This window comes from Nocardia sp. NPDC050712 (assembly GCF_040654295.1).
Classification (GTDB): domain Bacteria; phylum Actinomycetota; class Actinomycetes; order Mycobacteriales; family Mycobacteriaceae; genus Nocardia.
On sequence record NZ_JBFAHT010000002.1, the window covers coordinates 1,211,594 to 1,225,198 of the forward strand.

12 protein-coding genes are annotated in these 13,605 nt (G+C 67.7%); 1 reads left to right on the forward strand and 11 read right to left on the reverse strand.

Going from position 1 to position 13,605, the window contains the following annotated elements; translation table 11 throughout:
• Window positions 1-42: 42 nt before the first annotated feature.
• The 3 genes from AB0H76_RS16365 to AB0H76_RS16375 are packed head-to-tail and all read right to left on the reverse strand — an operon-like array spanning window position 43 to window position 2,869.
• Window positions 43-1,170, reverse strand: coding sequence for an enoyl-CoA hydratase/isomerase family protein (locus tag AB0H76_RS16365; RefSeq protein ID WP_357323711.1), 1,128 nt, complete (start codon window positions 1,168-1,170; stop codon window positions 43-45).
• Complete coding sequence (locus AB0H76_RS16370; RefSeq protein WP_357323714.1) at window positions 1,167-2,207, reverse strand: dihydrodipicolinate reductase; 1,041 nt, start codon at window positions 2,205-2,207, stop codon at window positions 1,167-1,169. Before AB0H76_RS16370 ends, AB0H76_RS16365 begins: the two co-directional genes overlap by 4 nt.
• A gap of 2 nt (window positions 2,208-2,209) precedes the next feature.
• On the reverse strand, window positions 2,210-2,869 hold the full coding sequence (locus AB0H76_RS16375) for a TetR/AcrR family transcriptional regulator (protein ID WP_357323717.1): 660 nt from the start codon (window positions 2,867-2,869) through the stop codon (window positions 2,210-2,212).
• 109 nt (window positions 2,870-2,978) lie between these two features.
• Between AB0H76_RS16375 and AB0H76_RS16380 the strand changes: the two genes are divergently transcribed.
• Window positions 2,979-3,761: an enoyl-CoA hydratase gene (locus tag AB0H76_RS16380; RefSeq protein ID WP_357323720.1), complete on the forward strand. Its 783-nt coding sequence runs from the start codon at window positions 2,979-2,981 to the stop codon at window positions 3,759-3,761.
• A 54-nt stretch (window positions 3,762-3,815) separates the two neighbouring features.
• Here AB0H76_RS16380 and AB0H76_RS16385 read toward each other — a convergent pair whose 3' ends face one another.
• The 8 genes from AB0H76_RS16385 to AB0H76_RS16420 all read right to left on the reverse strand — a co-directional run bounded on the left by AB0H76_RS16385 (window position 3,816) and on the right by AB0H76_RS16420 (window position 13,574).
• On the reverse strand, window positions 3,816-5,300 hold the full coding sequence (locus AB0H76_RS16385) for a DUF222 domain-containing protein (protein WP_357323722.1): 1,485 nt from the start codon (window positions 5,298-5,300) through the stop codon (window positions 3,816-3,818).
• 480 nt (window positions 5,301-5,780) lie between these two features.
• Entirely contained in the window at window positions 5,781-7,007 is a 1,227-nt protein-coding gene (locus tag AB0H76_RS16390) for an acyl-CoA dehydrogenase family protein (RefSeq protein WP_357323725.1), read from the reverse strand.
• On the reverse strand, window positions 7,004-8,134 hold the full coding sequence (locus tag AB0H76_RS16395; RefSeq protein WP_357323728.1) for an acyl-CoA dehydrogenase family protein: 1,131 nt from the start codon (window positions 8,132-8,134) through the stop codon (window positions 7,004-7,006). Before AB0H76_RS16395 ends, AB0H76_RS16390 begins: the two co-directional genes overlap by 4 nt.
• Window positions 8,135-8,173: 39 nt before the next feature.
• Window positions 8,174-9,832, reverse strand: a complete 1,659-nt coding sequence (locus AB0H76_RS16400) for an OB-fold domain-containing protein (RefSeq protein ID WP_357323730.1) — start codon at window positions 9,830-9,832, stop codon at window positions 8,174-8,176.
• Between the two features lie 25 nt (window positions 9,833-9,857).
• Window positions 9,858-11,198: a cytochrome P450 gene (locus AB0H76_RS16405; protein WP_357323732.1), complete on the reverse strand. Its 1,341-nt coding sequence runs from the start codon at window positions 11,196-11,198 to the stop codon at window positions 9,858-9,860.
• A gap of 10 nt (window positions 11,199-11,208) precedes the next feature.
• Window positions 11,209-11,403, reverse strand: coding sequence for a ferredoxin (locus tag AB0H76_RS16410; protein ID WP_357323735.1), 195 nt, complete (start codon window positions 11,401-11,403; stop codon window positions 11,209-11,211).
• A gap of 13 nt (window positions 11,404-11,416) precedes the next feature.
• The gene (locus AB0H76_RS16415) at window positions 11,417-12,277 is read right to left on the reverse strand and encodes a mycofactocin-coupled SDR family oxidoreductase (RefSeq protein WP_357323738.1); all 861 of its coding nucleotides are present in this window, start codon (window positions 12,275-12,277) and stop codon (window positions 11,417-11,419) included.
• Between the two features lie 43 nt (window positions 12,278-12,320).
• A complete protein-coding gene (locus AB0H76_RS16420; protein ID WP_357323740.1) occupies window positions 12,321-13,574 on the reverse strand; it encodes an amidohydrolase family protein in 1,254 nt (417 codons plus the stop codon).
• Between the last annotated feature and the right edge of the window lie 31 nt (window positions 13,575-13,605).

A 13,605-nucleotide genomic window follows, 5' to 3' on the forward strand; every position in this document is an offset into this window, starting at 1 on the left:
GCTGGCGTCAGTGTAGATGCGCCGCAACGTATTCCCCATAGGTCAGCCTGGTGTTCCGGTGACCTGGTCGACCAGGCCCCACCGCAGTGCCTCGGGGGCGGACAGTCGGGCTCCGCTCATCATGAGCCACGCCGCACGCCACCGTCCGATGCGGCGCGGCACGCTCACCGTGCCGCCGGCGCCGGGGATGAGCCCCATCGCGACCTCCGGAAAGCGGAACCAAGTATCCGGTGCCGCAACGACTTCCCCCGCGAACGCCGCCATTTCGGCGCCGGCGCCGATGCACGCGCCATGTACCCGGGCGGTCAGCCGGCCGGAGATCCGATCCAGCACCCGCCACGGCGCGCGGTCCAATCGCACCAGATAGGCGGCGACCGGATCCGTGGCCGCACCGAACTCGGCCAGGTCGCCGCCGCTACAGAAGGCCGGCCCGGCACCGGTGAACTCTACGGCGTCGATCCCGGAGTCCGACTCGGCGACTGCCAGAGCCGCGAGTAGTTCTTCCCGCAGCCTTACGCTGAGCGCATTACGCCGTGACGGATGGTTCAGCATGATCGTGAGCGTGCTGGCCTCCCGCCGCATCCGCACCAGGTCGTCTCCGGGGTCTGAGCGGCCTGGCCGCAGTGGGCCGCGCTCTGGTGTGCGGGCCCGCCGGGTCGCGTCGCGCTCGTTCGACCAGCGCGCGAATTCGCTCCCGCCCAGCAACATCGAATACACCGCCGCCTCTGCGGCCAGTGCGGAGGTGGTGTCCACGGTGCTGGTCCGTCTCAGCAGGTGTTCGCAAGCCAGCGCCGCCTGGGGTGCGTGTGCGACAGCGGCCCTCAGCTGTTGCAGTGCCGCATCGACATCGAGTACCGGCACCACTTCGCGCGAGAGACAGTCCTCCGGCGTGCCGGTGCGCACCCGAACATCGCCGAGTGTCATGGTCAGCGCGTCGAGCAGCGGCTCGACCGCAGCGGTGAGTGGTCGCCGGAGCAGACCCACCGTCAGCGGGAGACTCTCCCGAAGCAGGGCGGCGGCGCGCGCGATGGTCGCCCGCCCGGCCACCGCGAGATCATCGAGTTCGACAACGATCAGGGGCGTTCGGGGCACTCCGGTCGGGGACAGGTCCAATCCCCCGTGCAGCAGGCCAGTGTGGATCGCTGCGATCTGGGCAGCGCCGGTTGTCACCACGCACCTACGAGGTGCGGGAGGTCCATGGTGGTGCGGATGCCCGGCGGTGCGGCGCAGAGGGCGGGGACGGCGTTGACCGCGCGGTTGGCGGTGTAGCCGGGGGCGGTCTCGGCCATGCGGGTCAAGGGAATCGGGAAGCGGATGTCGATGTCCAAGGGGGCGTCGCCGGCGAGCTCGAGGTGCCATCCGGTCTCGCGGAGGGGCCAATCGGTGTCGAGGTCGGTGGTGCAGTACCAGGTGGCACGGAAGCGCAGGGCGGCCTGTCCGTACGAGTGCGCTGTGACTGTGATCTGTTGCGCGGCGACGGTTCCCGCTTCGATCGTGCCGGCGGCAATGGTGGTTCGGTGGCGGGCGGTGGCTGTCCGGCCGTGTGCGGTGACGGTGTCGACGGGGATGCCGAATGCGTCGGCGAGCAGGCGTAGCGACGGGCCGAAGCCGGCGCCGAGGTGGTCGGCACGGGCCTGGTCGAAGTCGGCGGGGGCTTGCCCGAAGCCCATGACTTCGAAAAGCATTGCGGGGGAGTCGCGCTGGGAGAGGTCGGCGTATTCGTCGATGGTCAGGCTGTCGACGCGGCGCTGGACCGACGCTAGCGTCAAAGGCAGTGCCTCGGTGATGAAGCCCGGGCTGGAGCCCGTGCTGTGGATCGAGGAGCCGCCGGTCGCGCACGCCGCCTCGATGCGCGTGCGCAGGGCGGGATCCATGCTCGGCGGGTGATGGAACAGTCCGCACGTGGTCACCACATTCGTGCCGGCGGACAGGAGGGCGAGCACTGTCTCCTGGTCGAACGCGCGCGGCATGTAGAGCACGCAGTCGACGCCCAGTTCGAGGATGGCCGCCAGACTGTCGGTAGCCCGGATTCCGGTGGCGGGCAGTCCGCACAGGTCGCCCGCGTCGCGACCGATTTTCGCGGGCGAATGCGAATACAGTCCGGCCAGCGCCAGTTCCGGATGGTCGAGCGCCGCGCGAAGTGCGCGCAGGCCGATGGTGCCGGTGGCCCACTGCGCCACCCGATACGGCTTTCCGGTGGTCGGCATAGTCACTCCTGACGTGAGACGCCCCGTGCGCACAGATCCCATACCTCGTCGGCGGTGATCGCCTGGGGACCGTTGCGATCGGGATTTCCGGGCGATTGGGCCGTGAACATGACGGTCTGCATGACCAGGGCCGCCATCCGGCGCGGTGTGATGTCGGCGCGCACGGCGCCTGCCGCTTGGGCCTGGGTCATCAGCTCGGTGAACAGTGCCAGCAGGCCGGTGTGCGCGATCTTGACCTGGGCCGGGTGGGTGGCGAGCAACTGCGGCGCGAAATCGGTGAACAGTGGACGCTGGGTCTCGGGGTCGGGGCGGCAGCGTTCGAACAGCAGCTCGACGGCGATCCGCAGCCGGTCCAGGGGCGACGCGGTGTCGGCGGTGTCGACGCGGATCTGGTCGGCGGACTGGTTGAGGGCGTCTTCGAACAGGGCGAGCAGCAGCTCATGTTTGCCGTCGAATTGGAGGTAGAAGCTGCGCAGGGACTGGCGGGACCGATCGACGACCTCTTGGACGGTGAGGTCGGTGGTGCCCTTTTCGGTGATGATCGCGCGAGCGGCGTCGAGAAAGCGCTGTACGCGCAGCTCCGCGCGCAGCTTGGCGGTGCGCAGCGAGCGTTCGACGGCCCGCTGTTTCCAGGCGGGCTCGTCGGTTGGACTGGTGGTCACGGTCGCTTCGCTCCTGCACCTATGAGATCCTTGATTGCGTACTGAGAGAATCTAATTCTCCGATTGTTGCATACGACAGTGGTCGCAGCTGTGCTATGAGGAGCTCCCGATGAATATTCACTACGAGGTCGCTGACCAGGTAGCGACGATCACACTGAACCGGCCCGAGGTGGCCAACGCGCAGAATGCGGCGCTGCTGGACGAACTCGACGCCGCCTGGCAGCGTGCCGCCGCCGACGACGAGGTCGCGGTTATTCTGCTGCGCGCCGCGGGCAAGCACTTCTCCTCCGGTCACGACATCAAGGGCGCCGCGCCCCGGCCCGACAAGATCACGCTGGAGTCGCTCTACGCGATCGAATCGCGCCGCTACCTGGAATACTCGCTGCGCTGGCGGAATGTGCCGAAGCCATCCATCGCCGCGGTGCAGGGCCGCTGTATCGCGGGCGGGCTGCTGCTGTGCTGGCCGTGCGACCTGATCATCGCCGCCGACGACGCGCAATTCTCCGATCCGGTGGTGCTCATGGGTATCGGCGGTGTCGAATACCACGGGCACACGTGGGAACTGGGGCCACGCAAGGCGAAGGAGATGCTGTTCACAGGCCGGTCGGTGAGCGGGGCCGAGGCCGAGCGGTTCGGCATGGTGAACAAGGTGGTGCCGCGCGCGGAACTGGACGCGGAAGCGTTGGCGTTGGCGCGGCAGATCGCGGCGATGCCCGCTTTCGGCCTGCGACAGGCCAAGCGCGCGGTAAATCAGACGCTCGATATCCAGGGCTTCTATGCCGCGATCCAGTCGGTGTTCGACATCCACCAAACCGGGCACGGAAATGCGTTGAGCGTCAACGGGTTCCCGATTCTGGTGGACCTGGAACGAATGAAGCAGGCGAATCACTGAGAACAGCCGAGGCGCAGCCCCGTTCTGCGACGTGCGCGCGTGAACCTCCGCCTGTCAGGCGGCCGGCTGCAGTTGTTGTTCGCGTAGCCAGCGGCGGTGGTCGCGCGACTGTTCCTTGGCGGTGTGGAGGTGTGCCAGGGTTGTGGCGAGGAGTTCGCTGGTGTGGTGGCGGTGGTTCACCCGTGGGGTTCGGGTCGGGTCGATGTGCGGTGGTGGGATCCATCCGGTGCGGCCGGGGTGGTCCGAGGCCGAATCCATGACGATGGTTTGCCACCCGCCGGGCCCGTCGTGGACCAGGGCGTGGCAGCGGTCGCACGCCAAAGTCAGGTTGCCGATGTCGGTGGATCCGTTCTTGGTCCAGTCGGTGACATGGTGGACCGCACACAAACTCGCGGGCGCCTCGCAACCCGGACGGGTGCAGCCGTGCAGGGCGGCGATCAATGCCATTCGCTGACCCGGTGAGGCGAGACGTTTCGTGCGACCCAAATGCAAGGGGACTCCGGCGTGATCGAACACCACCAGCCAAGGCAGCGCACGTTCGGCCAGCGCCAGTGCATCGGTCATCGGGACGGTGCCGCCGGTCGCGGTGGTCGCGACCCCGGCGGCGGATTCGATATCGTCGACCGAGATCGACAAAATCGTCGAGACCGGCAGCCCACGATGTGAACCGAGCTCGGCCGGGTCGACGCCGGGGGACAGCAGCGCGACCATGGCGTCGTGTGTACGTTGCGCGGAGCTGCGGGTGTCCCGCCGGGCTGCCGCGTCGAGGACATCACGACCGGTGTTTTCGGCACTGCCGGTGGGGCTTTCGGGATCATCGGGGTTGTTCATGCCGGGTCGGCCCATCTTCGCGATGACCGGGTCCAGGAGGGCGCGCAGGGTCGGGGTGATCTCGCCGCTGATCGGCGACATTCCATCGCCGCGCTGGCTGCCGATCCGCAGGGCGCGTCGGCGCTGCCGATCGCGATCGTCGGTGAGTGTGCCGTCGGGATCGAGGCGGGCGAGGATGTCGCGGCCGATCTTGGTGATGTCTTCGGGCAGCACCTGCCGGGCGGCTTCACCCAGGATCTGCTCGGCGGCTTCGAAACCGGCGTTGGCGGTGGATCCGGGGATCTGCTTCAGCACCTTCGCGATCTCGCGAACATGGTCGGTCGAGATCGCGCCGTCGGCCTGCGCGGCAGCGGTGACCGGGTGCAAGGCTTGGACTTCGGCGCCCGCCATGTCGTGCCAGGTGCCGAGAGTTTTGGCGGCCGCGACCCGGGCGGCGGCGTCGGGATGCGAGATCCGCAGAGTTTGGGTCAACAGCTTCTTCAGCGTCCCGGCCCCGGTGTGGTACGTCAGGTTTCGCTCGTCGGCAGCCACAAGCAAGCGATGCTCGACGGCGGCAAGCTGCCGCTTGGCCTGCTCGACATCCCGCATCGCATCCAGCACGCCCGCATCGGTCAACGCCACCAGGGAGGCATCGAGCAACTCGGCGACAGCATCGACCAACGGGTCGGTGACCCGTGGTTCCGATGCTGCCTCATCGCTCGAACGCATGTGCCAATTCTACCGTCGGCCAGAGCCGGAAGCTATCGAAAATCTGGTCTGAATTCGACCTCTTCACACTGGACAAGTGAACGAAAAACGTTGTTATGCAACAAATTAAAATTCTTGTCGTTGTCTTCAACCGGACCACAGCGGGCCACCGAGGTCCCGTTCGGCATTCGCATCCCGAGGTGATCGCCAAGCCCGGTAGGGCTCTCGGCGTAACCAAAATTATTGGGGTGTAAACCCCGGACGGGTGGTTGCCCAATCGAGCCTGGGCCATTGGGGGTGTGGGCAGGACATCACGGGCCGGTGCAGTCTCCCCGAGCACTGTGGTACGGGGTTGCAACCGAAATGATGGGTTGCGTTGACTGCCCTACCGGACTTACTACTCTGGTCTCAGCCGGATGCTGACCGCGTCGACGGGTGCCCCGTTGTGGGGACGTTCCAGGAATTTCTCGAGAAGGCGGGGATTTTTCTGCGGCTGAAGTGTTAGCGACCGTGTTTTACCTGGTTGAACGGTATGCCGCGGTCGGCTGCGTGTTCTCTCGGCATGCCCAGCAGGCGTTCGCTGATGATGTTGCGAGACATTTCGGTGCTGCCGCCTGCCAGGCTCCAAGCCGCGCGGAACAGGTAGTCCGAGCCGATTCGGTGGTCGGGATCATGTGTGCCCGCGGTGGCGGCTGCGGCCCCTGCGATCTTTATCGCCGTATCCGCCTGGAGCCCAGCGTTCTCGGCGCTGAATACGCGCACCAGCGAGCCTGCGGTGGGCGGCATGACGCCTGACGCGATGGCCTGGGAGACGTGGGCGATGAGTTGATCCCGGACGATGCTGCGGGCGCGGGCCGCGCCGATGTCCTCCCGGACGCGAGGGTCCTCGATTCCGCCCACGGCGCGTGCCAGTTCGACCAGGGCGGTGACGTCGCCGCCCAGATGTGGTCGTGCGCCGCTGGTATACGGCGAGGTGCCGCCGACCGCAGCGCGCTCGTGGTTGAGCAGCCGCTGTGTGGCGGCCCAGCCGCCGTTCACCTCACCGAGCACCGAATCGGCCGACAGTCGCACATCGTCGAAGAACTCCTGACAGAACTCGGTCGACCCGGTGACCTGCTTGATGCGCTGGATCGTCACACCGGGCGCGTGGCACGGCACCAGGAACAAGGTGAGCCCATCGTGTTTGGGTACCTCCCAGTTCGTGCGCGCCAGGCACAGGCCGTAGTCGGCGCCGTAAGCGCCGGAACTCCAGATTTTGGAGCCGTTGAGGAGCCATTCCGTCCCGTCGCGGTCCGCGCGGGTGGTGAGACCGGCCAGATCCGAGCCGCCGCGCGGTTCGGACAGGAACTGCGACAGAATCTCCTGGCCGCGCAGGACCGCCGGCAGGTGGGCGCGTTTCTGCTCCTCGGTGCCCAGGTCCAGGATGGTGGCCGCGCAGATGGCGAGGGTGGGCACGTTGAGCACCAGCGGCATCTCGTAGCCGAGCGACTCGTCGGTGAAGGCGCGCTGATGGGCTGGCGTGAGCCCTTGCCCGCCATAGGCTTTCGGGAAGCAGATACCGGCGAAACCGCCCTCGTTCAGGAGGAGCTGCAATTCGCGAGCGCGCTCCCAGATCGCGTCGTCGTCCGCACCGGTATAAGACTTGGTCGTGGGTTCGAGGGTGTCCTTCAGCCAGCGCCGGGCGCGTTCGCGGAAGTCCGCGACGGGTTCGATCTCGGTGGTGCTCATGCGGCGGTCTGCTCCAAGAATTCGGTGATGCGGCGATACTGTTCCTCGGGCGTGCCGTACAGGGCGCGGCCGAGGGTGACGCGCCGCAGGTACAGGTGCAGGTCGTGTTCCCAGGTGACCCCGATCCCGCCGTGCAGCTGCACGCAGTCCTGCACGATTACCGGGGAGCGATCTCCCACATAGGCTTTCGCGACCGCGGCGGCTTCGGCGGCGGATTCGACGGCGTCGTCCCACGCCGCGGCGGCGGCCCACGCGGTCGCGCGGCAGGCTTCGAGCCAGGTCTTGTTGTCGGCCATCCGATGCTTGAGCGCCTGATAGGACGCCAGCGGCCGGCCGAAGGTGTAGCGGTCGAACATCCACGCGACAGTGGCGTCGAAGGCGCGCTCGGTGGCGCCGGTCATCTCGAGGGCGGTCAGGGTGGACGCCACCTGCAACTGGGCGCGGGCGGCTGCCGCGGCGGCCGGGCCGTGCTGCATCACTGCCGCGGATTCGACAGCGACACTGGCGAATTCGACACGCGCCGTGGTTCGGACCAGATCCAGGGTCCAGGTGGGTGTGACGCGCACTCCGGGCGCGGTCGCGGGTACGAGCAACTGCACCGGCCCGTGGGGGCTGTGCGCCGTCACCAGAAATAGATCGGCGTCCGACCCGTATTCGACGCGATCCTTGATCCCGGTCAATCGGTAGCCGTCGCCTTCGGGCGCGGCCAGGCAGCCCGGAACGCTCAGGTCGAGCCCGCGGCCGGGTTCATAGACCGCCCAGGTGGCTATCGCGGCACCGGCGACGATCGCGCCTATCTGCTCCGCGAATCGCGCACCCGCGCGTGCCAATCCGGTGAGCGCCGCGCTGGTAGCGGCGAGGGGGCCGGGCGCGCAGGCCCGGCCGAATTCCTCGGCGATACCGGCGAGTTCGGTCAGTGGACGGCCGGAAACGCTGCCCCCGCCCAGGGTTTCGGGTACCAGCGGCGCGGTCCACCCCAGCTCGGCTCCGCGTCGCCACCAGTCGCGATCCAGCCCGGTGCCACTCTCGCCGAGCGCGCGCACGGTGGTGAGCGGGACCGTGCCGGCGAGGAAATCTCGCGTGGTCTCCTGGAAGAGCCGCTGGTCGGCGGTGCTCGCGAGGTTCATTTGCAGTCCTTGTCCACGTGATTGGTGCGCGGGCCGGCGTCAGGTGTCGCCGCGGAGCAGGATCGCGCCGCCCGGGGTGAGGCCGCCGCTCGAGACCACGCCGACCTGGGCGCCCGGGACCTGCCGGTCCCCGGCTTCGCCGCGCAGCTGCGTGACCGCCTCGTGCAGCAGACCCATGCCGTGGGTGCGACCGTGGGAGAGCTGACCGCCGTGGGTGTTCAACGGCAGCAAGCCGTCTCGCGCGATGTTCTTCCCGCCCTCGAGGAAGTCGCCGGCCTCGCCGATCCCGCAGAAGCCGAGCGCCTCGATCCAGGACAGGCAGTTGAAGGTGAAGCCGTCGTAGAGCTCGGCGACGTCGACATCGCTGGGGCGCAAAGTGGTTCGCGTCCACAGGTGCGCGGCCGGACCGAGCACCTGCGGCTCGTGGGTCAGAGTGCTCTGATCCCATTCGATCCGCTCGATGATCTGGGTGCCGACGGCCTCCACCAGTACCGGCGGCTTGGGCAGGTCGCGCGCCGCGTCGCGGGCCGAGACGATCACCGCGACCGCGCCGTCGCAGGGGACGTCGCAGTCGTAGAGGCCGAACGGTGTGGTGATGGTGCGTGCCGCGAGATAGTCCGCCATCGACATCGGATCCCGGTACACCGCGGCGGGATTGAGTTCGGCGTTGGCGCGCTGGTTGAGCGCGATCCAGCCGAGTGTTTCGCGGGTGGTGCCATAGCGGTGGAAGTGCCGCTGGGCGTTCTGGGCCAGGGTGTGCGCGGCGGAGGTGGCCCCGAACGGCGCCATCCAGCCGGTGCTGCGGCCGCCGGACGGGGTGACGCGGCCGCTGCGCATCAGCTCGTTGAAGGTGGCCTCCCAGACGGTACGGAAGCACAAGACGTGCTGGGCCAGCCCACCCGCGACCGCCAGCATGGCCGCGATGACCGAGCCACCGGGACCGAAGGTCTCGATGCCGCCGTTGTGCCAGGTGGGCCGGATGCCGAGCGCGGCTTCGAGGGCCGTGACCCCGCCTTCGGCGAAGCCGCCGAGGTTGCCGCCGCCGGGATAGGAGGAGAGACCGTCGATGTCGGCCATGGTGAGCCCGGCGTCGGCGACCGCGCGTTCGCAGGCGCGCACCGTCAGCTGTAGCGGTGGCACCATGAGCCTGCGCCCGATCTCGGACATGCCGACGCCGGTCAGCGCGACCTCGTCCTCGAATTTTCGCTGCCGGATCATCGGGCGGACCTCGCGCCACATCTCCTGCGGCGCGATCTCGTCGACCGGCAGCGGCGCCGGGTCGGGCTGGTCGGCGACCGGCCGGAACAGGGGCAGCCAGACGTCGCCGTCGGCGTGGAAGGCCACCTCGACCCGCATGCCCAGCACGAGATCGGCCGGGTCGCAGTCGATCACATTGGTGGTCAGCCGGACTCGCGGGTCGTCCTCCAGCGCAACCTGTGCCACGACGTAGGGCGCGGGCAACCCGGGCCCGCCGAACCGCTCGTTGACGGTGAATCCGGCCAGTGTGGCGAAGCCCGAGACGGCCCGCACCCCCAGTTCGTGGCCGCGGCAGTAGCGGCACACCGGTTGCGGTGGGTGGATCAGCGCCGCGCAAGACCCGCACTCCTGAATCCGCAGCCGGCCGTCCGCGCCGGAAGTCCAGAAGAATTCGTTGTCCAGGGTCAGCAGCGGCAAGGGTCGTCCTGACGCTTCGGCCACATCGCCTCCTCGCATGGTCGTGTTCTCAGATCTGCGCGGCGTCCCTGTGCACTGTCACCGGTTCGGCGAGCCGCTGCTCGTCGCAGACCTTCTGCAATTTCTCCAGGGTTTCCTCGAGGCCCGGGCCCAGGCGTGGGCCCGGGGTGAAGGTGGCGGGTAGGTGCCGCATGCCCTGGATGACCGCGATGGTGTCGTAGTGGACTGTGGTCTCGGCGTCGCAGACGTAGTCCGGGATTCGGTCGAATACCGCCACCAGCATGCGTTTGAAGACCGTGCGAGCCACGTTGGAGCCGATGCAGCGGTGTACGCCGAGACCGAAGCTGTAGTGGCGGTTGCCTTTCCGGTCCAGGATGAGCCGCTCCGGGTCCTGGAAGACCTGGGGGTCCCGGTTGGCCATTGCCCAGGACAGCCAGACGCGATCGCCTTCCTCGAACTGTTTGCCGGCCACCTCGCAGTCCTCGGCGATGGTGCGGCCGTCGCCGGGCGCGGGTGTGTAGTAGCGCAGGAACTCCTCGGTGGCCGCGTCGAGCAGGTCGTCGCGTTCCTTGCTGAGGGTTTCGCGCTCGTCCGGATTCTGCGAGAGCCATTCCAGGGCGTGCGCGGTGAGTGCGGTGGTGGTGTCGAAGCCGCCGCCGATGAGTAGTGCGAGCATGCCCAGTGCTTCCATGTCGGGCAGTGGTTCGCCGTTCATGGTCGCCTGGGTGACCGCGTGGATCAAGCCGGGACGCGGCCGCTCCTTGACCTCGGCCATGTTCGTGAGCAGGTCGATGCCCATGGTGCGGTGCATTTCCGCGACGCGCGGATAGTCTTCCGACTCGGGATGGGTGTAGACCGCCGCGTGCACCGGCTCGTTGTATACCTCCCATTTGCGCAACGGGACGCCGAGCATGCCCAGCGTCAGCACCGCGGGGACGATATTGGCCAGGTCGTCGACGAAATCGATGCGCCCGCTCTCGATTTTCTCGTCGATCGCGGCGCGCACCACCTCGTCGATGAACGGTATCCACCGTTTCACCGCGGCCGGGGACAGATAGGGGTTCAGCACCGAGCGCAGTTCGCGATGCTCGGGTTCGTCCATTTCCAGAATGCCGCCCCGGATACCCCGCGCCCGGGGCGAGGGCGGGATGCTGATGCCCCGGTAGCCACGCCGAACCCCTTGCGGGTCATGGTCGTTGGAGGTGTGCGGGCAGCGGGAGAGTTCGAAGACCTCCCGATTGCCCGCGGCCACCCAGTGGCCCTCGTGGGTATCGGTCCAGGCGACAGGGCATTTCCCGTGCATTTCCTCGGTGATGGCCTGGAAGTTGTCGCGATAATCCGGCGCGAACCGGTCGAAATGGAAGTTGGGCTGTTTACGCTCGGTGGTCATTCTCGGCCCTCTATTCGCTGATGGAGATCGCGCGCTCGGGGCAGGAATGCACGGCTTCGCGCACCTCGGCCTCCTGATCGGCGGGGACGTCTGCGCTGACGGGAGACGAGTGGCCGTCGATTTCGCTGAGCTCGAAGGCTTTCGGGGCGATCATGGCGCACAGTGTGTGCCCCTGGCAGCGGTCCGGATCGACTCGGACTTTCACGATTTCGTTCCCTTCAGATGTGGTAGTCGTACCACTTCAGATAGCCGCCGGCGTCGACGCGTATCTGGGAGCCGGTGATGAAACGAGATTCGTCGGACGCGAGGAACAGCACCGTGTTGGTGATGTCCTCCGGCTCGACATAGGGCACCGGCATCGCCTGCTGGACGTGGAACGCGGGCTCGGCGTCGGCGCGGGTCGGGTGTTCGAGATCGGGCCGGAAGGACCGGTACATCGGCTCGCTCTGCAGCATGGGGGTATTGCAGTTCGTCGGATGCACGACATTGGCGCGGATCATCCTGGGCGCGAGGTGTGTCGCGATTTCGTGGACGTACTGCGACAGCAGTCGCTTGGCGACCAGGTACGCGACGCCACCCGGATCCTTGCCGGGCTGGTCCACCTTGCTGACGTCCATCAGCGCGGCGACCGAGCCGGTGGCGATGATGGAGGAGCCGTCCGCGAGATGCGGGAGCGCGGCCTGCACCGCATTGATGACGCCGACCAGATTGGTGTCGATGACATCGGACCAGGCCTGCCACTGCGGCTGACCCTTCATGCCGGCGATGCCCGCCTGGGCGACCACGGTGTCGAGGCGGCCGAATTCGGCCACACCGCGCTCGAGGACGGCGCGCAGCGCCGCGGCGTCGCGCACGTCCGCCGGTTCGGCGACGATCCGCCGCCCGGCCTTCTCCACCAGCCGGACGGTCTCCTCGAGATCCTCCGGGGTGGACAGCGAGTAGCCGATGCTGTCGATATCGCGGCAGATATCGACCGCGATGATGTCCGCGCCCTCCTCGGCCAGCCGGACGGCGTGGCTGCGGCCTTGGCCGCGGGCTGCCCCGGTGATGAAGGCAACCTTGCCCTCGACTCTTCCCACGGGACTTTCCTTTCGATCGATGAAGCTGGGTGCTGAAGGTGTGTCAGTGCGCGCGCTGGGCGTAGAGCTCGGCGTATTCCTTGCGCGATCGGGTGGAGATGTCGACGTCCTTGGCGCGCTCGCGGAGCGCGCCGACGGTGGCCTGCTCGCGCGGCGTGCGCGCGAACGGGTCGATGCCGAAGAATCGGCAGGCGTTCTGCCAGGTGATCTTGTCGATATCGGTGTCGTCCGCGCCGGCGGCCTGGAGCTCGGCCAGGACGAATTCGGGCGCGTTGGGCCACAGCGAATCCGAGTGCGGATAGTCGCATTCCCAGGCGATGGTGTCGATACCGATCTCGTGCCGCATTTTCAGCGCGGTCTTGTCGGTGACGTAGCAGGCCAGCACGTGCTCCCGGAAGACCTCGCTGGGCATCTTGCCGCCGAAGTCGCGGCGCAGCCAGCGCTGATTGGTGTAGTGCCGGTCCGAGCGGTCCAGGAAGTAGGGGATCCAGCCGATGCCGCCCTCGGACAGCGCCACCTTGAGCTTCGGATATGTGCGAAAAGCGGGTCCCCACAACAGATCCTGCGCCGCGATCATGGAGATGCCCGGCGCGAGCACCATCAGATTGTCGATGGGCGCGTTCGGGGCCAGCCGCAGGGCGCCGAAGCCCTGCCCGATGTGCAGGTTCATCACCGTGTCGTGATCGGACAGGGCCGCGAAGACCGGCCCCCAGTACTCGCCGTCGTGGTAGCTGGGCAGCCCGTCGATGTGCGGCAGCTCGGCCATCGTCACCGAATGACAGCCGCGTGCGGCCAGTCGCTCGATCTCCGCGACGGCCAGGGCCGGATCCCACAGCGGCAGAATGGCATTGGGAATGAAGCGCTCCGGGTACGCGCCGACCCAGTCCTCGAGGTGCCAGTCGTTGTAGGCCTGGATCATGGCGACGGTGATCTCGTCCTTGAAGTGGCTGAGGTGTCCCGCGCTGAACCCGGCGAAGGTGGGAAAACACATCGACATGTGAATGCCGTTGGCGTTCATGTCCTTGATGCGCTCGTGGATGTCGTAGACGGCCGGGCGCATCTCGGCGTAGCCGGCCGGATCGCGCCCCCATTCCTCCGGTGGCCACGACACCACGGCGTTGAGACCCGCCACGCCGGTGGGCCGGCCGCGATACATCCACCGGTCGACGCCCTTCTCGTCGACCACGACCCGGGGCGTCTCCTCGGCCCACTTGCTCGGCACCCGGCCGTCGAACATGTTGTGCGGCTCGACGACGTGGTCGTCGATGCTCACCAGGATCAGGTCGTCGATGTTCATGTGATTCCTCGCTATGTGACTGGGACGGCGG

Bases quoted from the DNA above. Each gene is read 5' to 3' on its own strand.
- AB0H76_RS16370 (WP_357323714.1), bottom strand. From the start codon at position 2,207: ATGCCGACCACCGGAAAGCCGTATCGGGTGGCGCAGTGGGCCACCGGC.
- AB0H76_RS16380 (WP_357323720.1), top strand. From the start codon at position 2,979: ATGAATATTCACTACGAGGTCGCTGACCAGGTAGCGACGATCACACTG.
- AB0H76_RS16385 (WP_357323722.1), bottom strand. From the start codon at position 5,300: ATGCGTTCGAGCGATGAGGCAGCATCGGAACCACGGGTCACCGACCCG.
- AB0H76_RS16390 (WP_357323725.1), bottom strand. From the start codon at position 7,007: ATGAGCACCACCGAGATCGAACCCGTCGCGGACTTCCGCGAACGCGCC.
- AB0H76_RS16395 (WP_357323728.1), bottom strand. From the start codon at position 8,134: ATGAACCTCGCGAGCACCGCCGACCAGCGGCTCTTCCAGGAGACCACG.
- AB0H76_RS16405 (WP_357323732.1), bottom strand. From the start codon at position 11,198: ATGACCACCGAGCGTAAACAGCCCAACTTCCATTTCGACCGGTTCGCG.
- AB0H76_RS16420 (WP_357323740.1), bottom strand. From the start codon at position 13,574: ATGAACATCGACGACCTGATCCTGGTGAGCATCGACGACCACGTCGTC.